Below are 20,867 nucleotides of genomic sequence, written 5' to 3'. Positions count from 1 at the left end.
ATGTCGGCGCTGTGGCGGATCAACCTGTGGGTCACGGCGTTCTTTGCCGTGGTGACCCTGGCCTGCGCCGGCTTGCTGCTGCACCAGGCGGTGGCCGATGTCGAGCGTGAACTGCAGTCCGCCGAAGCGGTGGTGGAGTACTTGAGCGACAGCGCCGAGCGCAACCCGGCGGGGCTGCAACCGCATCTCACCCAGAGCCTGCGCCATGTGCGGGTGCACTGGCTGGGGCCGGACGAGGCGGCGCGCATGCCCGAGCAGGCCGGGCTGGACGCCTGGCTTGGCCGCCAGCTGTTCAGTGACCGCCGCCACAGCGCCCGCGAACTGGACCTGGGCGACGGCCGCCGGGTGCTGATCGCCGTGGACGCGCGGGACGAGATCGATGAAGTCTGGGATTCCCTGCAACAGCTGTTGAGCCTGTGCGGCCTGGCCCTGCTTTTGAGCCTGCTGACCATCCGCTGGGCAGTACGTCGGGGCATGGGCTTGCTGGATGATTTGCTGCGGGCCTTGCAGCAGGTGTCCGGCGGGCAACTGGCGGTGCGCCTGCGCGAAGCCGGCCTGCCGGAAGCGCGACAACTGGCCGGACACTTCAACCGCATGACCGCGACCCTGGAGCAGACCCGGGCCGACAACGCGCAACTGACCCAGGCCCTGCTGGCGGTGCAGGAGCGCGAACGCACCTACCTGGCGCAGACCCTGCACGACGACCTCGGGCAATACCTGGCGGGCATCCGCGCCCAGGTCTGCCTGCTGCGCATGGTCAGCGGCCAGCCCACGGTGGTGGAACACACGGCCCAGGCCCTGGAACTCAATTGCGAACGCTTGCAGCAGGGCTTTCGCGCCCTGGTGCAGGACCTGTACCCGGTGGTGCTGCAGCACCTGCCGCTGGCCGAAGCCTTTGGCCTGCTGGTGAGCCAATGGCAGGACAGCCAGGGCATCGACTGCCAATTGCGGGTCGGCGCCGACCTGCCAGCGTTGCCCGACGCCAGCAAGACCCACCTCTACCGCCTGCTGCAAGAGGCGCTGACCAACGTCGCCCGGCACGCCGGCGCCAGCCAGGTGCGGGTGCGCCTGCAACGCAGCGCCCAGGGCCTGCGCCTGCTGGTGCGCGACAACGGATGCGGCGCGCGCCAGCCCCAGCGCCCCGGTGTCGGCCTGCACTCGATGGCCGAACGCGCCCGCAGCCTGGGGGGTGAACTGCACATCCTCAGCCGTCCCGGCGCCGGTTGGGCGCTGGCCTTGAACATGCCCCTGAACATGCCCGTGGAGGCCTGATGAACATCTTGTTGGTGGATGACCACGCCGTGGTTCGCCAGGGTTACGCCAGCCTGCTGCGCGCGGTACTGCCGGCGATGCAGGTGCGCGAAGCGGCCAGCGGCGAAGAAGCCCTGACCCGGGTCGCTGAAGAAGTGCCGAACCTGGTGATCATGGATTTCGGCCTGCCGGGCATCAGCGGCCTGGAGACCACCCGCCGCCTGCGCCAGCGCCTGCCGCAACTGCGGGTGCTGTTTTTCAGCATGCACGACGAACTGCCCCTGGTGCGCCAGGCCCTGGAGGCGGGTGCCTCGGGCTACCTGACCAAGAACTCCGCGCCCCAGGTGCTGATCGAAGCGGTGCACCGGGTGCTGGCCGGGCACGCCTACATCGAACAGCCCCTGGCCACCCAACTGGCCTGCACCCCGGCGCAGAACGCCAGCGACCCGCGCTTGCAGAGCATGACCCAGCGCGAGCTGGAGATCTTCGTGATGCTGGCCAAGGGCACCCCGGCGCGGGTGATTGCCGAGCAGCTGTGCATCAGCGCCAAGACTGTGTCGAACCATTTGACCTTGCTCAAGAGCAAGCTGCAGGTCAGCTCCCATGCGGAGTTGGTGCATTTGGGGATTGATATGGGGGTGGTGCGGGTGGCGGGGTGAGGGGATATGGTTTGGCAAATTTTGTCAAAGGCGGACAAAGCCATGAGCACCATGAACATTTCCCTGCCGGACGCTCTCAAGTCCTTTGTCGATGATCAAGTCAGCCAGCGCGGCTACAGCACCAGCAGTGAATATGTGCGTGAGCTGATTCGCAAGGATCAGAATCGGCAACATCTGCGTGGCCTGTTGTTGGCCGGTGCTCAATCGGCGCCGGGCACTGCTGTGCAGGGTGACTATTTCGAATCCCTGCGTGCCAGGGTTCACAAGGCGCGAAGATGAAAGCCAAGCCGGTCATGCCACGCGCCCTTGCCAGCCAGGATGTGGAAGGCGCTATCAACTACTACCTTGACCAACAGGCCGAGCAGGCTGCGCTCGGTTTTATCGATGCTTTGAAAAGCCCTATCTACATATCGGCCGCCATCCGGCCTCGGGTATGTCTCGCTACGCCCACGGGCTGGATCTGCCGGGGGTGCTTTGCTGGCCGCTGAAGCGCTATCCCTATCTGGTGTTCTACGTTGAACGCGATGACCACATCGATGTATGGCGGGTTTTGCATGGTATGCGGGACTTTCCTGAGTGGTTGGCTGAAGGTGTTTTCCGGTAGTGGTGGGGGATGTTGGGGGCTTTTTGTGGTGAAGGGGCGGGGTGTATATCCGTTGCTGAGGGTGTGGCTGCTGGTGGTTTCGTCTTTAGGGGGCTGTGCCACGGGGTACATATCCGTTGCTGCGGGTGCGGCCACTTAGGGTTTCGCCCTTACGGCGATGGGGGACGGAGTACATATCCGTTGCTGCGGGTGCGGCCACTTAGGGTTTCGCCCTTGCGGCGATGGGGGACGGAGTACATATCCGTTCCTGCGGTTATGGCCACTTATGGTTTCGCCCTTACGGCGAGTCCCTTTTTACAAACGCCTAAAAAGGAACCAAAAACGCTTGCCCCTCCATGGGCCCCTCGCTGGGGCTCGGGGTTCCCTCTCTCCGGCATTGCTCCGGGGGCCCGCCGCCAACCGGCCATCCATGGCCGGGTGGCGGCTAGCTCGGCATCCATGCCGAGCTGCCCCCTACGCAACGCCTGCGCTCGGCCGGCTGGGAAGGGGCCGGAAGATCAAGATCAAAAGCCAACGCCAAAACCCAGGTGCGCAGGCTGGTTCCTTGTAGCCGCTGCCGAAGGCTGCGAACGAGCGCTCGCGCTCGCAAAACCAGGCGGAGCGATAGGTCAGGAATATCGGGGAGGCAGGTTTAGCGTCTCCTGCGGAGCCGTTCGCAGCCTGCGGCAGCGGCTACATGTAATGCGAACGGCGATGAAACAGGTTGGCCGGCAGGCCGCATTCAGATTTTGTTTTTGATCTGGCTTTTGATCTTCCTGCCCCCTTAGACACGATGGCCGAACGCAGGCATTGAGCCGTGGGTAACCCGGCAGGACGCCGGGTTAGCCGCACTTGGCCATGGATGGCCCATTGCGGCGGCCCACGGATCAATGCCGGAGTTCGGGCATGCCTCGCTATGCGAGGCACCGAGTGGAGGGGCAGGAGCCTTTGGTTACTTTGGGCTGGCCGGCATTCCGGGTTTCAAAGTGACTCGCTGTAAGAGCGAAACCGCCAGTGGCCGTGAACGCAGGAATGGATATGTACCCCGTCCCACTCGCTGTAAGAGCGGAACCCTAAGTAGCCCTGACCGCAGCAACGGATATGTACACAGCCCACCGCTGCAAGAGCGAAACCACCAGAGGCCACACCCCCAGCACCGGCTATGCCCCCAACCCCCTACTTATCCCACGTCCCCGGACACCCCTGGCACCCCTCCATATTGGCATCCTGAAAATTCCCATAATGCTGCCGCGCCCCGCGCAAATCGGCGCGTTCCAGATTGCTCTCACCCAACTTGGCCTCTTGCAGATTGGCCTCGCTCAGATTGGCCCCTTGCAGATCCGCCTTGCTCAACCAGGCCATCTCCAGGTCCGCCGCTTGCAGGTTGGCCTGGTGCAGCTTGGCCCCGGACAGCCGGGCAAATTGAAGGTAGGCCGCGCTGAGGTTGGCGTTCTCGAATTGCGCGCCCTGGGCAAACAGGCCCCAGCCCTGAATGGCCATCAGCTTGGCGTCGGTAAAGTCCGCCAGCCGCAGGTTGCTCTGTTGCAGGCTGGCGCGGGTCAGGTTGGCGCCTTGCAGGCGGGCTTTTTCCAGATTGGCCAGGTCCAGCTGGGCATGGCGCAGGTCGGCGCCGGAGAGGTCGGCGCCGGCCAGGTTCATCTTGCGCAGGTCCTGGTTGGCCAGGTTGGCGCCGCGCAGGTTGGCGCCCGGGCATTGGCTGGATTCGGCAATCAGGCAGCCATTGATGGTCAGGGGTACATCGTTGCCGTCGTCGTCGACGTTCACCGCGAAGGCGGGAGATAGGCCCAACAGCAGGACCAGGGGCAGGTAGTTCATGGTGCGGTTCTCCAGGCGGGAGTGAAGGCGGGTGGGGCGAGGGCGCTGGCGCCCGCTGGACCGGCCGGCGCCCCGGGGGCGTAGCCGTCGTGCACCCGGCCCACGCGGTAGGCCTAAGCTATCGCGTGGGCAGGGTTCGGGGCCGCTGCGCGGCCCAGCGGGCGCCAGCGCCTCGCCACCAGTCGGTCAGCGCTGGGCGGTCTTGTTATCCCAGCTCGGGATCTTGAACACCCAGAACGAACCGCCTTGGGCCACCGGCTTGGTCAGTTCGGCCATGTCGCCACCCCACAGCGGCACCGCGCCGCCGTAGCCCACGGTCACGCCGATGTACTGCTCGCCATCCTGTTCCCAGGTGATGGGCGGCGAGACGATGCCGCTGCCGGTCTGGAATTTCCACAGCTCCTTGCCGGTCTTGGCATCGAAGGCCTTGAAGAAGCCGTCGCCGGTGCCGGTGAACACCAGGTTGCCCTTGGTCGCCAGGACGCCGGCCCACAGCGGCAGGTGTTCCTTGTGTTCCCACACCAGCTTGCCGGTGGTCGGGTCCATGGCGCGCAGGGTGCCGACGTGGTCGTCGTACATGCGCTTGATGCGGAAGCCCATCCCCAGGTACGCCGAGCCTTTCTTGTAGTTCACTTCCTCGGTCCAGTACTCCTCCTTCCACTGGTTGCCGGGGATGTAGAACAGCCCGGTGTCCTGGCTGTAGGCCATGGGGTTCCAGTTCTTGCCACCCAGGAACGGCGGCGAGACTTCCACCGGCTTGCCCTTGGTTTCACCCGGCAGCGGCTTGGCCGGACGCTGGCCGGGATTCTCTACGGGGCGCCCGGTCTTGAGGTCGATGTGGCTGGCCCAGGTGATGTTGTCGACGAAGGGGAAGGCGTTCTGCAGTTTGCCGTTGTTGCGGTCCACCACGTAGAAGAAGCCGTTGCGGTCGGCGTGGCCGGTGGCCTTGACCACCTTGCCGTCCTTGTTCTTGTAGTCGAACAGCACCAGTTCGTTGTTGCCGGAGAAGTCCCAGGCGTCGTTCGGCGTGTGCTGGTAGAACCATTTCACTTCGCCGGTGCTCGGGTCGACGCCGACCTGACCCGAGGTGTAGAGGCTGTCGTAGTCGTGGGGGTTGCCGTCTTTCGAGGTCCGCGCCCAGGTGTTCCACGGCCCGGGGTTGCCGGCGCCGACGATGATGGTGTTGGTTTCGGCATCGAAGCTGGCGCTCTGCCAAGGGGCGCCGCCGCCGTGGCTCCAGGCTTCGACCTTGCCGGTTTCGGTGGTCTTGTCATCGGGCCAGGACGGTGCCTTGACGTCGCCGGTGGGGGTGCTGTCCTTGCCGTTCAGGCGGCCCATGTGGCCTTCGACGAAGGGCCGCATCCACACCTCTTCGCCGGTCTCCGGGTCGCGGGCGAACAGCTGGCCGACCACGCCGAATTCATCGCCGGAGCTGCCGTGGATCAGCAGCACCTTGCCGCTGGTCTTGTCCTTGATCAGCACCGGGGCGCCGGTCATGGTGTAGCCGGCGCTGTGGTCGCCGAACTTCTTGTTCCACACCACCTTGCCGGTGTTCTTGTCCAGGGCGATGACCCGGGCGTCGAGGGTGCCGAAGTAGATCTTGTCGCCGTAGATCGCCGCGCCGCGGTTGACCACGTCGCAGCACGGGCGAATGTTGTCCGGCAGGCGGTGGTTGTAGGTCCACAGGCGCTTGCCGGTCTTGGCGTCGAGGGCGAACACCCGCGAGTAGGAGCCGGTGACGTAGACCACGCCGTCGCTGACGATGGCCTGGGATTCCTGGCCGCGCTGCTTCTCGTCGCCGAAGGAGTAGGACCAGGCCGGGGTCAGCTTGAACACGTTCTTGTCGTTGACCTGGGCCAGGGGGCTCCAGCGCTGGGCGTTGGTGCCCATGCCGTACTGCAGCACGTCCTGGGTGGTCAGGTGGTCGTTGGCGATGTCTTCCCAGGTGACGTTCTTGCTGGCAGGTGCCGCCGGGGCGGTGGCCGCTGTGGCCGCCGTGCCCAGGGACAGGCTGCCGGCCAGCAGCAGGGCCTGGACGGCAAGGCTCAGGGGGGAAAGGGCGGGTAGCGATCTTATTGTCATGGTTGCAGTTCCCAGTGGAGGTTTTGGCCTGACTAGGGTCTGCCCCGGGGCGGGTGTTGAGATACGGAAAAAGTCCCGCCCTTACCGGGAATAGTTCCCGGGCGGCATCTGATTTAGGCCCGCGCCACAAGCCCTACTACCAAGGGAGTAGGGCGCGACCACCAAAGCAGCATACGGCCGTCCGCCGGCTGTTCCTAAGATGGCGCCATGGCCTCTGTAGCGAGGTCTTGCGTGCAATCTTGAGGGCATAACAATGACAACAAAACGCAACGCCTTGCTCGCGGTAGGGCTGCTGACCGGTGCCTTGGCCACCGGTGCTGTATGGGCTCATGGCAACGTGGTGCCCCAGGCGGTGGAAACCAAGGGCCTGACGCCGATCAAGGACGCCGGGGTGAGCGTCGATGGCGACGGCTGGGCTTCGGTCAACCCGTACCGCACCTCGCCCGAGCACGACAAGGCGGTGGAAATCGGCGCCTCGGCCTACAACCAGAACTGCGCCGCCTGCCATGGCCTGGAAGCCAAGTCCGGCGGTATCGCTCCAGACCTGCGCATGCTCGATGCCGGTGAAGCCGGGGATGAATGGTTCGTCGAGCGGGTGCGCCACGGCGCGGTGCGCGATGGCCGGGTGTACATGCCGAAGATGGCCGACTACCTGAGCCAGGAAGCCCTGTGGGCGGTGCGCACCTACCTGGACAGCGTGCGCGTCGAGGAGTGATTGCCATGGGCCGCCTGGCGCTGTTTCTCAGTGGCTTGCTGCTGTGCTGCGCGGCGGCGCAGGCCGGGGTGCGCAACTACGACACGATGATCGCCTCCGGTGAGCTGAAGGTGGCGGTGTACCAGGATTTTGCCCCCTACAGCTTCGAGGACCAGGGCCAGCCCCGGGGCGTCGACGTCGAGCTGGCGCAAGCCCTGGCCGAGGCCCTGGGGGTGCGCCTGCAACTGATCTGGGCGCCCCCCGGGGAGAAGCTCGACGACGACTTGCGGGACTACATCTGGCGCGGCAGCCCGCTGCGTCACCAGCAGTTGGCCGACCTGATGATGCGCGTGCCCTACGACCACGACTACGCGCAAAAGCGCAACGAACTGGGGGAGCTGGCCAACGACCACGTGGTGATGTTCGGCCCCTATCAGGAGGAGCGCTGGCAGGTGGCATTCGACCGCCGCCGGCTGGATTCGGTGGCCAGCGTCGCGGTGTTCCAGGAGCACCCGATCGGGGTCGAGGTGGACAGCGTGCCGTCGTTCTACCTGACCTCGGTGTTCAACGGCATGCTCAGTGCCAAGACCCATCATTACCCCAGCGTGCAGCAGGCCTTCGGTGCCTTGCGGGCCGGGCAGGTGGACGCGGTGATGGCCATGCGCGGCGAGATCGACTGGCAGTTGCATAAGGCCGCCGACCCGCAATTGGCCCTGGCGGAAAACGCCTACCCGAACATGGGCAAGCAGGTGTGGGAGATCGGCATGGCGGTGCATGAAAGCAACCGCCAGCTGGCCTATGCCGTGGAGGAGGCCCTGGAAGGGCTGATCCGCGACGGTCGCCTGCAGGCGCTGTACGCCCGTTATGGCCTGCGTTACGAGGTCCCGGAGATGTATCAATAGGAGCTGCGATGAACTGGCGAGCGACCTGTCTGCTGGCGTGCTGGCTGCCCTTGGCGACCCCGGCGCTGGCCACCGATCCCCAGGCCCCGGGCGCGGACCCGGTGCCCTCGGTGATGTGGGCCTTCTACCACAAGCAATTGCTGGGCGATGCCGCGTTCGTCTTCGATGACCGGGTCAAGCTGCTGGCGCCGCCCTTTGCCGAGGATGCGCGACAGGTGCCGCTGGAGATCGACGCCCGGGCCTTCAGCGGCGACGTGGTGCGCATCCTCGCCTGGGCCGAGCTCAACCCCTTGCCGCGCATTGTCGATTTCGTGCCGGGGGAGCGGGTGCTGCCCTGGCTGTCGATCCGCATCCGCATCGAGCAGGCCACGCCGCTGCGCGCCGCGGTGCAGACCCGCGACGGCCTGTGGCACGTGGGCTCGACCCTGATCGATGCCGCCGGTGGCGGCTGCACCGCCCCCAGCGTGGTGCGCACCCAGCCGGGTTGGGAAGAGCACATCGGCGAGGTGCTGGGCGGGCGTTACCCCCGGGGTGATGCCAGCCGCCTGCGCCTGCAAGTGTCCCACCCGATGGACAACGGCCTGGTCAGCGGCATCCCCGAGTTCTTTCTCAACCACGCCGAACTGCGCGACCCGAACGATCAGCTTCTGGCCAGCCTCGAACTGTTCCCGGCGGTCAGCGAAAACCCCAACCTGGGGTTCGACATCCAGGGGACGGGGCAGACCCGCTTGCTGTTGCGCGACAACAGCGGCAACCAGTTCGAGGCCAAGCTGCCCTGAGCGCATCCTTTGACCCACCCGAGCCGAGGCGCACCATGCGTTGGATCCTGCTGTTGCTGCTATGCCTGGGCCTGCCGGCCCGGGCCGACCTGGACTATCAACTCAAGCCCCGGCAGATCGCCACGGGCACCTGGCTGCTGGAAGGCAGCACCGACAATTTCGCCAAGGCCAACGGCGGCAACATCGTCAACACCGGGTTCATCGTCACCGACAGCGGGGTGGTGGTGATCGACAGCGGGCCGTCGAAACGCTACGGCGAAGCCTTGCGCCGGGCGATTGCCGCCACCACCGACAAACCGGTGATCCAGCTGCTGTTGACCCATCATCACCCTGACCATGTGCTGGGAAACCAGGCCTTTGGCGATGTGCCCATCGGCGCCCTGGCCGGCACCAGCGATCTGCTGCGCCAGCAGGGCGAGGCCATGGCCGAGAACCTGTACCGCATGGTCGGCGACTGGATGCGCGGCACCGAGGTGGTGCTGCCGAACCGGGTGCTGGAGCCCGGGGTGCTTGAGGTGGGCGGGCATCGCTTGCGCCTGCTCAGTTTGAGTGGGCACACCGGCGCCGACCTGGCGATTCTCGATGAGAACACCGGGGTGCTGTTTGCCGGTGACCTGGTGTTCTACGAGCGCGCGCTGACCACCCCCAACAGCCCGGGGCTCGGTGTCTGGCTCAAGGACCTGGACACCTTGCAGGCCCTGCCGTGGAAGCTGATCGTCCCAGGCCATGGCCCGGTGACGACGGATGCCCGGCCCTTTGCCCAGATGCGTGACTACCTGGGCTGGCTGGACGGGTTGATGCGCGACGGCGCCGCCCAAGGCGACGACATGGCGGAGATGATCCGCCGCCCGATCCCCGAGCGCTTTGCCGGCATCAGCCTGACCCGCTACGAGCTGATCCGTAGCGTCAGCCACCTGTACCCGCGTTACGAGCGCCAGCGCCTGCAGCGTATCGACGATCACTGACCCTCGCCACATCTACATGAGGGATCTTGTGAGGGCTTGCCGGCGAAGGCGATCTTGCGGACCTCTTCGCTGGCAAGCCAGCTCCTACGGTAGGCAGGTACATCGCGTGGAGCCTTGTAGGAGCCGGCTTGCCGGCGAAGGCGATCTTGCCGGCCTCTTCGCTGGCAAGCCAGCTCCTACGGTAGGCAGGTACATAGCTTGGAGCCTTGTAGGAGCCGGCTTGCCGGCGAAGGCGGTCTTGCGGGCTTCTTCGCTGGCAAGCCGGCTCCTACGGGAGGCAGGTACATCGCGTGGAGCCTTGTAGGAGCCGGCTTGCCGGCGAAGGCGATCTTGCGGACCTCTTCGCTGGCAAGCCAGCTCCTACAGTGCGGGGGCATGGCGCCTGCTTGCCGCTTGTTGCTTGAAGCTTGCCTCTGCCCCTCCAGTACCAAGGAACTAGAAAACTCCGCACTGCGGGCAATTGTTGGCAAACAGGCCGGGACCAAGAATTCCCGGCAGACCGGGAAAATTTCCCGGGAACAACAATAACCGCCGAGGTAGCCGTCATGACCCAACCCCCACGTCGTCCCTTTTTCGCCGTGAGCCTGGTGCTCAGCGCCATGCTGCTGTCCAGCGCGGCCCTGGCCGCCGTCACCGATGAAGAGATCCTCCAGGACCCGAAGAACCCGCAGCAGATCGTCACCAACGGCCTGGGTGTCCAGGGCCAGCGCTACAGCCCGCTGGACCTGCTCAACGTCGATAACGTCAAGGAGCTGCGGCCGGTCTGGGCCTTCTCCTTCGGCGGCGAGAAGCAGCGCGGCCAGCAGGCCCAGCCGCTGATCAAGGACGGGGTGATGTACATGACCGGCTCCTACTCGCGGGTGTTCGCGGTGGACGCGCGCACCGGCAAGAAGCTCTGGCAGTACGACGCGCGCCTGCCGGACGACATCCGCCCGTGCTGCGACGTGATCAACCGCGGCGTGGCGCTGTACGGCGACCTGGTGTTCTTCGGCACCCTGGACGCCAAGCTGGTGGCCCTGAACAAGGACACCGGCAAGGTGGTGTGGAGCAAGAAGGTCGCCGACCACAAGGAGGGTTACTCCATCAGCGCGGCGCCGATGATCGTCAACGGCAAGCTGATCACCGGGGTCGCCGGCGGCGAGTTCGGGGTGGTCGGCAAGATCCAGGCCTACGACCCGAAAAACGGCGAGCTGCTGTGGATGCGCCCCACCGTGGAAGGCCACATGGGCTATGTGTACAAGGACGGCAAGGCCATCGAGAACGGCATCTCCGGAGGCGAGGCGGGCAAGACCTGGCCGGGCGATCTGTGGAAGACCGGCGGCGCGGCGCCGTGGCTCGGCGGCTACTACGACCCGGAAACCAACCTGCTGCTGTTCGGCACCGGCAACCCGGCGCCGTGGAACTCCCACCTGCGCCCTGGCGACAACCTGTATTCCTCGTCGCGCCTGGCCCTGAACCCGGACGACGGCACCATCAAGTGGCACTTCCAGAGCACCCCCCACGACGGCTGGGACTTCGACGGCGTCAACGAGCTGATCTCCTTCAACTACAAGGAGGGCGGCAAGGAGATCAAGGCCGCCGCCACCGCCGACCGCAACGGCTTCTTCTACGTGCTCGATCGCACCAACGGCAAGTTCATCCGCGGTTTCCCCTTTGTCGACAAGATCACCTGGGCCACCGGCCTGGATAAGAACGGCCGGCCGATCTACAACGAGGCCAGCCGTCCCGGCGCCCCGGGCAGCGAAGCCAAGGGCAGTTCGGTGTTTGTCGCTCCGGCCTTCCTCGGCGCCAAGAACTGGATGCCCATGGCCTACAACCGCGACACCGGGTTGTTCTATGTACCGTCCAACGAGTGGGGGATGGACATCTGGAACGAAGGCATCGCCTACAAGAAGGGCGCGGCGTTCCTCGGCGCGGGCTTCACCATCAAGCCGCTGAACGAGGACTACATCGGCGTGCTGCGGGCCATCGACCCCATCAGCGGCAAGGAAGTCTGGCGCCACAAGAACTTCGCGCCGCTGTGGGGCGGGGTGCTGACCACCAAGGGCAACCTGGTGTTCACCGGCACGCCTGAGGGCTTCCTCCAGGCGTTCAACGCCAAGACCGGCGAGAAGGTCTGGGAATTCCAGACCGGCTCCGGGGTCCTGGGCTCGCCCGTGACCTGGGAAATGGACGGCGAGCAGTACGTCTCGGTGCTCTCCGGTTGGGGCGGCGCGGTGCCGCTGTGGGGCGGCGAAGTGGCCAAGCGGGTCAAGGACTTCAACCAGGGCGGCATGCTCTGGACCTTCAAGCTGCCCAAGGACCTGGTGAGCAAACGCTAATCGTAGGAGCCAGCTTGCTGGCGAAGGCGCCCGCACGACCGCTTTCGCCGGCAAGCCGGCTCCTACAAGCCCCGGGATATCCCTGCCGACCGTAGGAGCCAGCTTGCTGGCGAAGAGGCCCGCAAGAGCGCCTTCATCGGCAAGCCGGCTCCCGCACGGGGCAATCAACCTACGACCAAATGACGAGAGCCCCCCCTGCCAACGATGCATTCGTCCGGCCCCCGAGGCTCTCTACCATCGGTCCATCGCCTGTCGTCGGACAGGCCTCGACCAGCAGAGGCTCAGCATGATCTACGCACAACCCGGAACCCCAGGCGCCGTCGTGTCCTTCAAGCCACGCTACGGCAATTTCATCGGCGGCCAGTTCGTGCCGCCGGTGGAAGGCCAGTACTTCACCAACACCTCGCCGGTCAACGGCGAAGTGATCGCCGAATTCCCCCGTTCCAGCGCCGCCGATATCGACAAGGCCCTGGACGCCGCCCATGCCGCCGCCGATGCCTGGGGCAAGACCAGCGCCCAGGACCGTTCGCTGGTGCTGCTGAAGATCGCCGACCGCATCGAGCAGAACCTGGAGATCCTCGCGGTCAGCGAGACCTGGGACAACGGCAAGGCGGTGCGCGAAACCCTGAACGCCGACGTGCCCCTGGCCGCCGACCACTTCCGTTACTTCGCCGGTTGCATCCGTGCCCAGGAAGGCGGCGCCGCGGAGATCAACGAACTGACCACCGCCTACCATTTCCATGAACCTTTGGGCGTGGTCGGGCAGATCATCCCGTGGAACTTTCCGCTGCTGATGGCCGCCTGGAAACTGGCCCCGGCCCTGGCCGCCGGCAACTGCGTGGTGCTCAAGCCTGCCGAGCAGACCCCGCTGTCGATCATGATCTTCGCCGAGCTGATCGCCGACCTGCTGCCGGCCGGCGTGCTGAACATCGTCCAGGGTTTCGGCCGCGAAGCCGGCGAGGCCCTGGCCACCAGCAAGCGCATCGCCAAGATCGCCTTCACCGGCTCGACCCCGGTGGGCTCGCACATCATGAAATGCGCCGCCGAGAACATCATTCCGTCCACCGTGGAACTGGGCGGCAAATCGCCGAACATCTTCTTCGAAGACATCATGCAGGCTGAGCCCAAGTTCATCGAAAAGGCCGCCGAAGGCCTGGTGCTGGCGTTCTTCAACCAGGGTGAAGTCTGCACCTGCCCGTCCCGCGCCCTGGTGCAGGAGTCGATCTACGAGCCGTTCATGGCCGAGGTGATGAAGAAGATCGTCAAGATCAAGCGCGGCAACCCGCTGGACACCGAGACCATGGTCGGCGCCCAGGCATCGCAGCAGCAGTACGAGAAGATCCTCTCCTACCTGCAGATCGCCCAGGAGGAGGGCGCCGAGCTGCTCACCGGTGGCGCCGCCGAGCGCCTGGAAGGCGACCTGTCCAGCGGCTATTACATCCAGCCGACCCTGCTCAAGGGCCACAACAAGATGCGCGTGTTCCAGGAAGAAATCTTCGGCCCGGTGGTGGGCGTGACCACCTTCAAGGACGAAGCCGAAGCCCTGGCGATTGCCAACGACAGCGAGTTCGGCCTGGGCGCCGGGCTGTGGACCCGCGACATCAACCGCGCCTACCGCATGGGCCGGGCGATCAAGGCCGGTCGGGTGTGGACCAACTGCTACCACCTGTACCCGGCGCATGCCGCGTTCGGTGGCTACAAGAAATCCGGCGTGGGCCGCGAGACCCACAAAATGATGCTCGACCACTACCAGCAGACCAAGAACCTGCTGGTGAGCTACGACATCAATCCCCTGGGCTTCTTCTAAGGGCAAGAAAGGGCGGGGTAGTTGGGTGCTGCCCCGCTTTGTGTGGCAACGGCGCGACGTCTTGGGTGGACGTCGCGCCGTTTTTTTAGAGACCCCGATCCCCTCAACTTGCGCCATCCTGTAGCTGCTGCTGAGCCCCAGCGAAGCTGCGCAAAGGCCCGCAGGGGCTTGCCTGGCGATCCCCCACCAAACCCGCAGCGGCCTCAAGAACGCAGCGGCCCTTCGTGCCGTTCGCAGCCTGCGGCAGCGGCTACACCAACCTCGGATCGACACCGGCCCTGTAGCCGCTGCCGAGCCCCGGCGAGGCTGCGCAAAGGCCCGCAGGGCCTTGCCTGACGATCCCCCACCAAACCCGCAGCGGCCTCAAGAACGCTGCGGCCCTTCGTGCCGTTCGCAGCCTGCGGCAGCGGCTACACAACCTCGGATCGACACTGGCCCTGTAGCCGCTGCCGAGCCTCGGCGAGGCTGCGCAAAGGCCCGCAGGGCCTTGCCTGGCGATCTCCCGCCAAACCCGTAGCGGCCTCAAGAACGCTGCGGCCCTTCGTGCCGTTCGCAGCCTGCGGCAGCGGCTACACCAACCTCGGATCGACACCGGCCCTGTAGCCGCTGCTGAGCCCCGGCGAAGCTGCGCAAAGGCCCGCAGGGCCTTGCCTGGCGATCCCCCGCCAAACCCGTAGCGGCCTCAAGAACGCCGCGGCCCTTCGTGCCGTTCGCAGCCTGCGGCAGCGGCTACACCAACCTCGGATCGACACCGGCCCTGTAGCCGCTGCCGAGCCCCGGCGAGGCTGCGCAAAGGCCCGCAGGGCCTTGCCTGACGATCCCCCGCCAAACCCGCAGCGGCCTCAAAAACGCCGCGGCCCTTCGTGCCGTTCGCAGCCTGCGGCAGCGGCTACACGTGCGCCAAGCCCCTACCAACGCACCCCGCCGGCTCGTCCCAAAGTAGCATTCGGCCGCCGCGCGCCCCGTGCATTAATGCCTCTACCGGAATCGTCCGGCACAACAAGAGGATTGACCCCATGTGGCATAAACCCGCGTACACCGACCTGCGCATCGGCTTTGAAGTGACCATGTACTTCGCCAACCGCTGAGCCGTCCCGCTCCGGCCGCTCCTGGTGTTGGCCGGAGTCTTTTGCCCTTCAGGAGCACGTCATGCATATCCGCATTCTCGGTTCCGCGGCGGGCGGTGGTTTTCCCCAGTGGAACTGCAACTGCCGCAACTGCGCCGGGGTGCGCGACGGCAGCCTGCGCGCCCAGCGCCGTACCCAGTCGTCCATCGCCTTGAGCGACCACGGCAACGACTGGATCCTGTGCAACGCCTCGCCGGATATTCGCGCACAGCTGGAGTCCTTCCCGGTGCTGCAACCGGCCCGGCATTTGCGCGACACCGCCCTGGCCGGGGTGATCCTGCTGGACAGCCAGATCGACCACTGCACCGGCCTGCTCAGCCTGCGCGAAGGCTGCCCGCATCAGGTCTGGTGCACCGAGATGGTCCATCAGGACCTGTGCAGCGGCTTCCCCCTGTTCACCATGCTCAGCCACTGGAACGGCGGCTTGCAGTGGCAGCCCATCCACCTCGATGGCCGCGAATTCAGCCTGCCGGCCTGCCCGGACCTCGCCTTGCGGGCTATTGCCCTGCGCAGCAGCGCGCCGCCGTATTCGCCCCACCGTGGCAACCCGCACCCGGGGGACAACATCGGCCTGTTCATCGAGGACCGGCGCAGCGGCGCCAGCCTGTTCTATGCCCCGGGGCTGGGGCAGGTGGATGAGGCCCTGCTGGAATGGATGGACCGCGCCGACTGCCTGCTGGTGGACGGCACCCTGTGGCGCGACGATGAAATGCGCGTCTGTGGCGTCGGCGACAAGCTGGGCAGCGAGATGGGCCACCTGGCGCAAAGCGGCCCCGGCGGCATGCTCGAGGTGCTGGACCGCTTTCCCCGGGCGCGCAAGGTGCTGATCCACATCAACAACACCAACCCGATCCTCGACGAAGACTCCGCCGAACGCGCCGAACTGACCCGTCGCGGCATCGAAGTGGCGCATGACGGCCTGGACATCCACCTCTGACGCCACCCGGTCCCTGTAGCCGCTGCTGAGCCACGGCGAAGCTGCGCAAAGGTCCGCAGGGCCTTGCCTGGCGATCTCCCGCCAAACCCGCAGCGGCCTCAAGAACGCTGCGGCCCTTCGTGCCGTTCGCAGCCTGCGGCAGCGGCTACACCAACCTCGGATCGATACTGGCCCTGTAGCCCTGTAGCCGCTGCTGAGCCACGGCGAAGCTGCGAAAAGGTCCGCAGGACCTTGCCTGGCGATCACCCGCCAAACCCGCAGCGGCCTCAAGAGCGCTGCGGCCCTTCGTGCCGTTCGCAGCCTGCGGCAGCGGATACAGGGCCTGCGAGGCTGCGAAGTCCGCCGATGGTCGGATTGCTTTCAGCAACGGATGCTTTAGGCTGGCGTTCTCCTTTCAGAACAATAAGAAAACAGGCTTCCGTCATGAGCCAGAATCTCAGTCTGCTGCGCAAGTTCGTGTCTCCGGAAATCATCTTTGGCGCCGGTTGCCGGCATAACGTCGGCAACTATGCGAAGACCTTCGGCGCGCGCAAGGTCCTGGTGGTCAGCGACCCCGGGGTGATCGCCGCCGGTTGGGTCGCCGATGTCGAGGCCAGTCTCCAGGCCCAGGGTGTCGACTATTGCCTGTACAGCCAGGTGTCGCCCAACCCGCGGGTGGAGGAGGTGATGCAGGGCGCCGAGGTCTACCGCGAAAACGCCTGCGATGTGATCGTCGCCGTCGGCGGCGGCAGCCCGATGGACTGCGGCAAGGGCATCGGCATCGTGGTGGCCCACGGGCGCAGCATCCTCGAGTTCGAAGGGGTGGACATGATCCGCGTGCCGAGCCCGCCCTTGATCATGATTCCCACCACCGCCGGCACCTCGGCGGACGTCTCGCAGTTCGTGATCATCTCCAACCAGCAGGAGCGGATGAAGTTCTCCATCGTCAGCAAGGCGGTGGTGCCGGATGTGTCGCTGATCGACCCGGAAACCACCCTGGGCATGGACCCGTTCCTCTCCGCCTGCACCGGCATCGACGCCCTGGTGCATGCCATCGAGGCTTTTGTTTCCACCGGTCACGGGCCGCTCACCGATCCCCATGCCCTGGAAGCCATGCGCCTGATCAACGGCAACCTGGTGCAGATGATCGCCAACCCGGCGGACATCGCCCTGCGCGAGCAGATCATGCTCGGCAGCATGCAGGCCGGTCTGGCGTTCTCCAACGCGATTCTCGGCGCGGTGCATGCCATGTCCCACAGCCTGGGAGGCTTTCTCGACCTGCCTCACGGGCTGTGCAACGCGGTGCTGGTGGAGCATGTGGTGGCCTTCAACTACAGCTCGGCGCCGGAGCGCTTCAAGGTGATTGCCGAGACCTTCGGCATCGACTGTCGCGGGCTCAACCAGCGGCAGATCTGCGGGCGCCTGGTGGAGCACCTGATCGCCCTCAAGCACGCCATCGGTTTCCACGAAACCCTGAGCCTGCATGGGGTCAGCAGCAGCGACATTCCGTTCCTCTCGCAGCATGCGATGGACGATCCGTGCATCCTCACCAACCCTCGCGAATCCAGCCAGCGTGATGTCGAGGTGGTGTATGGCGAGGCCCTCTGACGAACAGCAACGGGCCCTGGCGGGGCTTTTGGGGCTGGGCAATCACTCGGCGCGCAAGAGTCACTACCCGGAACTGGCGGCGCGCCTGGAAGACCTGGAAACCGAGCGCAACCGCTACAAGTGGCTGTTCGAGCATGCGGTGCACGGGATCTTCCAGGCCAGCCTGCAGGCCGGCCTGCGCGCGGCCAACCCGGCCCTGGCGCGCATGCTGGGCTATCAGGACCCGCAGGAAGTGCTGTTCTCCCTGGCCGACCTGGCGGGCAATCTGTTCGTGGGCGGCGCTGCGGAACTGGCCGCCATCGGCGAGCAGTTGCAGCGCCAGCGCAGCCTGCTGGGTTATGAAACCCAGTTGCGGCGCAAGGACGGCAGCAGCATCGACGTGCTGATGAACCTGCTGCTCAAGCCGGATCAGGATGGGCTGGTGGAAGGTTTTGTCGCCGACATCACCGAACGCAAGCTGGCCCAGCAGCGCCTGGAGCAGCTCAACGACCAGTTGGAGCAGCGCGTGGCGGCGCGCACCGATGAGCTGCTGGAGGCCAACCGCAACCTGCAACAGCAGATCGCCCGGCGCGAGCGCATCGAGCGCGACCTGCGCGAGGCCCGGGACGCCGCCGAGGCGGCCAATCGCAGCAAGGACAAGTACCTGGCCGCCGCCAGCCACGACCTGCTGCAACCCTTGAATGCCGCGCGCCTGCTGATCTCCACCTTGCGCGAGCGGCGCCTGCCGGCGGCCGAGCAACTGCTGGTGGAGCGCACCCACCAGGCCCTGGAAGGCGCCGAGGACCTGCTCACCGATCTGCTGGACATCTCCAAGCTCGACCAGGCGGCGGTCAAGCCGGACCCTGCGGTCTATCGCCTGGATGAGTTGCTCGCGCCGCTGGTCTCGGAGTTCCAGTCGGTGGCCGAGGCGGCGGGCCTGGAGCTGCGGGTGCGCTTTGGCGACTTTGCCCTGTTCACCGACCTGCGGCTGATGACGCGGATTCTGCGCAACTTCCTCAGCAATGCCTGCCGCTACACCGAGCGCGGCAGCATCCTGCTGGCGGCGCGGCGTCGCGGCGATCAGTTGCGGCTGGAGGTGTGGGACACCGGGCGCGGCATTGCCGCCGACCGCCTGGAATCGATTTTCCTCGAATTCAATCAGCTGGACGTGGGCCGTGCCGCCGACCGCAAAGGGGTGGGCCTGGGGCTGGCGATCGTCGAGCGCATCGCCAAGATTCTCGGTTACCGGGTGCAGGTGCAGTCGCGGCCGGGGCGGGGCTCGCGGTTCAGTATCGAGGTGCCCCTGGCGGACCGGGTGCCATTGCCCATCAGCTTGCAGGCACCGCAGCCGGGCACCGGCAACCCGCTGCCGGGGCGGCGTCTGCTGGTGCTGGACAACGAGCTGAGCATCCTTGAGAGCATGGCCGCGCTGCTCGGGCAGTGGGGCTGCGAAGTGCTCACCGCCACCGATCAGGCGGCCGCCCTGGCGGTGCTTCAGGGCCGGGCGCCAGAGCTGATCCTGGCGGATTTTCACCTGGATCACGGGGTCACCGGCTGCCAGGTGGTGCAACAGCTGCGCGAGTACTTCCAGCAGCCGCTGCCGGCGGTGATCATCACCGCCGACCGCAGCGACCAGTGTCGCCGGGCCTTGCAGCAACTGGGCGCGCCGTTGCTCAACAAGCCGGTGAAGCCGGGCAAGCTGCGGGCCGTGCTCAGCCAGTTGCTGGGCTAGGGCCGGGCCGGTTCCATGGGGCATCCGAGGATGGGGCGCTCGGGTACGGGGCTTCTGGCATGGGGGCAGGCTTGCGGCTAAGATGCCGCTCTTTTTTTCAAGGACGAAGCCGGCTCCTGCGCCAGCGCACCGGGCCGCCGTTGACCCATCGATGAAACCCCTGTCCTCGTATCACCCGCTGCTGTACTGGCTGCGGGTGCGCCAGAAGCGCCTGATGCGCCACCTGGCCTGGCGCTGTTCCGGGCGCCGTTACGCCCGGCCCGAGGCCGGCAGCCCGCGCTTGCCCCATCGGTTGATCAAGCACACTTCGAAACTGATCCGCACCCTGGGCGACTCCGACCTGGCGCTGCAGCACAACAAGGTGATCAACCTCAAGCTGGCGGTGGCCTGCATCGATGGCGTGCGCATCGCCCCCGGCGAGTATTTTTCCTTCTGCAAGCTGGTGGGCCGACCCAGTCGCCGGCGCGGTTTTGTCGAAGGCATGGAGCTGTCGTTCGGCGAGGCCCGCAGCGGCATCGGCGGTGGCATCTGCCAACTGAGCAACCTGATTCACTGGATGGCGCTGCATTCGCCGCTTGAGGTGGTGGAGCGGGCCAACCACAGCTTCGACCCGTTCCCCGACGAGGGCCGGGTGCTGCCCTTCGGTTCCGGTGCGGCGATCTTCTACAACTACATCGATCTGGTGCTGTACAACCCCGGGCCGCAGACCTTGCAGCTCAAGCTGCTGGTCGGCGCGCAGCAACTGGAGGGCGAGCTGCTCTGCGAGCGGCCGCGGGAGTATCGCTATCACGTCTACCAGCGGGCCCATCGCTTTGTGCGCGAGGGCGCCCGGGTGTACCGGGAGAACCAGATCTGGCGCGACATTCGCACCAAGGGCCAGGACGCCCAGCTGCTGCGCCAGGAGTGCCTGTATCGCAACCGGGTGCTGGTCAAGTACCCGGTGGCCGAGGCGCTGCTCGATCAGCCGGCGCCGGGCTCAGATGATGCCCAGCATCCACAGTAGGCCCAGGTAGACCGCGGCGCCGCCCAGGGGCCAGACCACCAGCAGGCGGGTCTGGCTGAAGAACGCTGGCGCGGGCTCCACCCGGGTCGACTCCTCCAGCTGTTGCAGGGTCCTGGCGGGCTCGCCGTCCTCGACCGGGGCGTTGAGCTGCGCCTCGATCAGCGGTTCCACGGCCTCGACCTTGCGCATCAGCGTCCGGCCCGAGGCGAACAGGGCGGCGCCGACGAAGATCAGCAGGTAGATCAGCAGGAACTTCCAGTGCGCGGCGTTGCTCAGGCGCAGGAAGTCGGGGGTCGGGCTGTTGTCCCAGAACCAGTCCAGGGCCCGGGTGTTTTCCGAGACCATCAGGGTGAACTGCTGAATCGGGCGGTTGATGGTGCTCGCCATGGCGGTGTAGCTGTCCAGGCGCCAGTGGAGCATTTTCAGGGTGGAGAACAGCGTGGAGATCAGTGCGCCGGTGAACATCAATGCGCCTGCGCCAATCTGCAGCCGGTACTTCAATTGGGCCTGGGTGTAGTTCATCTGTGCGTCCTGCCATGAAGAAAGTGGCGCAATACTATATTTCACCGGCACGGGCCGATAGGGGCGGTGCTGCTCAGGCTATCCTTGGCTCCCTCTCTACT

The 20,867-nt window shown here is 66.0% G+C and carries 17 protein-coding genes and 1 pseudogene; 15 read left to right on the top strand and 3 right to left on the bottom strand.

From position 1 onward, the window contains the following. From ACMGG8_RS23740 to ACMGG8_RS23725, 4 genes and pseudogenes are all read left to right on the top strand, one after another. Nucleotides 1-1,272, top strand: a complete 1,272-nt coding sequence (locus ACMGG8_RS23740) for a histidine kinase (RefSeq protein WP_414158563.1) — start codon at nucleotides 1-3, stop codon at nucleotides 1,270-1,272. Beyond that, nucleotides 1,272-1,910, top strand: a complete 639-nt coding sequence (locus tag ACMGG8_RS23735; RefSeq protein ID WP_060838517.1) for a response regulator transcription factor — start codon at nucleotides 1,272-1,274, stop codon at nucleotides 1,908-1,910. The genes ACMGG8_RS23740 and ACMGG8_RS23735 overlap by 1 nt, the downstream gene beginning before the upstream one ends. Before the next feature lie 42 nt (nucleotides 1,911-1,952). After that, nucleotides 1,953-2,189, top strand: a complete 237-nt coding sequence (locus ACMGG8_RS23730) for a type II toxin-antitoxin system ParD family antitoxin (RefSeq protein WP_414158562.1) — start codon at nucleotides 1,953-1,955, stop codon at nucleotides 2,187-2,189. After that, nucleotides 2,186-2,514, top strand: a pseudogene (locus ACMGG8_RS23725) (type II toxin-antitoxin system RelE/ParE family toxin). The gene ACMGG8_RS23730 and the pseudogene ACMGG8_RS23725 overlap by 4 nt, the downstream one beginning before the upstream one ends. A gap of 1,155 nt (nucleotides 2,515-3,669) precedes the next feature. Here the strand turns inward: ACMGG8_RS23725 and ACMGG8_RS23720 are convergent. Further along, nucleotides 3,670-4,329, bottom strand: coding sequence for a pentapeptide repeat-containing protein (locus ACMGG8_RS23720; RefSeq protein ID WP_414158561.1), 660 nt, complete (start codon nucleotides 4,327-4,329; stop codon nucleotides 3,670-3,672). Between the two features lie 186 nt (nucleotides 4,330-4,515). Next, the gene (gene exaA, locus ACMGG8_RS23715; protein ID WP_414158560.1) at nucleotides 4,516-6,411 is read right to left on the bottom strand and encodes a quinoprotein ethanol dehydrogenase; all 1,896 of its coding nucleotides are present in this window, start codon (nucleotides 6,409-6,411) and stop codon (nucleotides 4,516-4,518) included. 253 nt (nucleotides 6,412-6,664) lie between these two features. Between exaA and pedF the strand changes: the two genes are divergently transcribed. The 11 genes from pedF (at nucleotide 6,665) to ACMGG8_RS23660 (ending at nucleotide 20,244) form a co-directional block, all read left to right on the top strand. Then, nucleotides 6,665-7,126 carry a cytochrome c-550 PedF gene (gene pedF, locus ACMGG8_RS23710; RefSeq protein ID WP_016967318.1) on the top strand — a complete coding sequence of 154 codons (462 nt, stop codon included), beginning with the start codon at nucleotides 6,665-6,667 and terminating at the stop codon, nucleotides 7,124-7,126. Between the two features lie 5 nt (nucleotides 7,127-7,131). Further along, nucleotides 7,132-8,007, top strand: a complete 876-nt coding sequence (locus ACMGG8_RS23705; RefSeq protein WP_108542704.1) for a substrate-binding periplasmic protein — start codon at nucleotides 7,132-7,134, stop codon at nucleotides 8,005-8,007. A gap of 8 nt (nucleotides 8,008-8,015) precedes the next feature. After that, nucleotides 8,016-8,786, top strand: a complete 771-nt coding sequence (locus ACMGG8_RS23700) for a quinoprotein dehydrogenase-associated SoxYZ-like carrier (RefSeq protein WP_414158559.1) — start codon at nucleotides 8,016-8,018, stop codon at nucleotides 8,784-8,786. Between the two features lie 35 nt (nucleotides 8,787-8,821). Then, nucleotides 8,822-9,751 carry a quinoprotein relay system zinc metallohydrolase 1 gene (locus tag ACMGG8_RS23695; protein ID WP_414158558.1) on the top strand — a complete coding sequence of 310 codons (930 nt, stop codon included), beginning with the start codon at nucleotides 8,822-8,824 and terminating at the stop codon, nucleotides 9,749-9,751. 545 nt (nucleotides 9,752-10,296) lie between these two features. Continuing rightward, a complete protein-coding gene (pedH, locus tag ACMGG8_RS23690; RefSeq protein ID WP_016967314.1) occupies nucleotides 10,297-12,072 on the top strand; it encodes a PQQ-dependent alcohol dehydrogenase PedH in 1,776 nt (591 codons plus the stop codon). Between the two features lie 286 nt (nucleotides 12,073-12,358). Beyond that, entirely contained in the window at nucleotides 12,359-13,879 is a 1,521-nt protein-coding gene (locus tag ACMGG8_RS23685) for an aldehyde dehydrogenase family protein (protein WP_060838523.1), read from the top strand. 1,016 nt (nucleotides 13,880-14,895) lie between these two features. Then, nucleotides 14,896-14,967, top strand: a complete 72-nt coding sequence (gene pqqA / locus ACMGG8_RS23680) for a pyrroloquinoline quinone precursor peptide PqqA (RefSeq protein WP_011060521.1) — start codon at nucleotides 14,896-14,898, stop codon at nucleotides 14,965-14,967. 61 nt (nucleotides 14,968-15,028) lie between these two features. Then, nucleotides 15,029-15,943, top strand: a complete 915-nt coding sequence (gene pqqB / locus ACMGG8_RS23675; RefSeq protein WP_414158557.1) for a pyrroloquinoline quinone biosynthesis protein PqqB — start codon at nucleotides 15,029-15,031, stop codon at nucleotides 15,941-15,943. 423 nt (nucleotides 15,944-16,366) lie between these two features. Beyond that, entirely contained in the window at nucleotides 16,367-17,530 is a 1,164-nt protein-coding gene (gene ercA, locus ACMGG8_RS23670; protein ID WP_414158556.1) for an alcohol dehydrogenase-like regulatory protein ErcA, read from the top strand. Then, complete coding sequence (locus tag ACMGG8_RS23665; protein ID WP_414158555.1) at nucleotides 17,514-19,241, top strand: NahK/ErcS family hybrid sensor histidine kinase/response regulator; 1,728 nt, start codon at nucleotides 17,514-17,516, stop codon at nucleotides 19,239-19,241. The genes ercA and ACMGG8_RS23665 overlap by 17 nt, the downstream gene beginning before the upstream one ends. Nucleotides 19,242-19,392: 151 nt before the next feature. Next, nucleotides 19,393-20,244: a VanW family protein gene (locus ACMGG8_RS23660; protein WP_060843078.1), complete on the top strand. Its 852-nt coding sequence runs from the start codon at nucleotides 19,393-19,395 to the stop codon at nucleotides 20,242-20,244. Here ACMGG8_RS23660 and ACMGG8_RS23655 read toward each other — a convergent pair. Further along, nucleotides 20,218-20,766: a YniB family protein gene (locus ACMGG8_RS23655; protein WP_414158554.1), complete on the bottom strand. Its 549-nt coding sequence runs from the start codon at nucleotides 20,764-20,766 to the stop codon at nucleotides 20,218-20,220. The two genes, ACMGG8_RS23660 and ACMGG8_RS23655, sit on opposite strands and share 27 nt — an antisense overlap. Between the last annotated feature and the right edge of the window lie 101 nt (nucleotides 20,767-20,867).

The organism is Pseudomonas sp. BNK-45, assembly GCF_047456255.1.
Classification (GTDB): Bacteria; Pseudomonadota; Gammaproteobacteria; order Pseudomonadales; family Pseudomonadaceae; genus Aquipseudomonas.
This window is presented reverse-complemented; position numbering and strand designations above follow the sequence as displayed.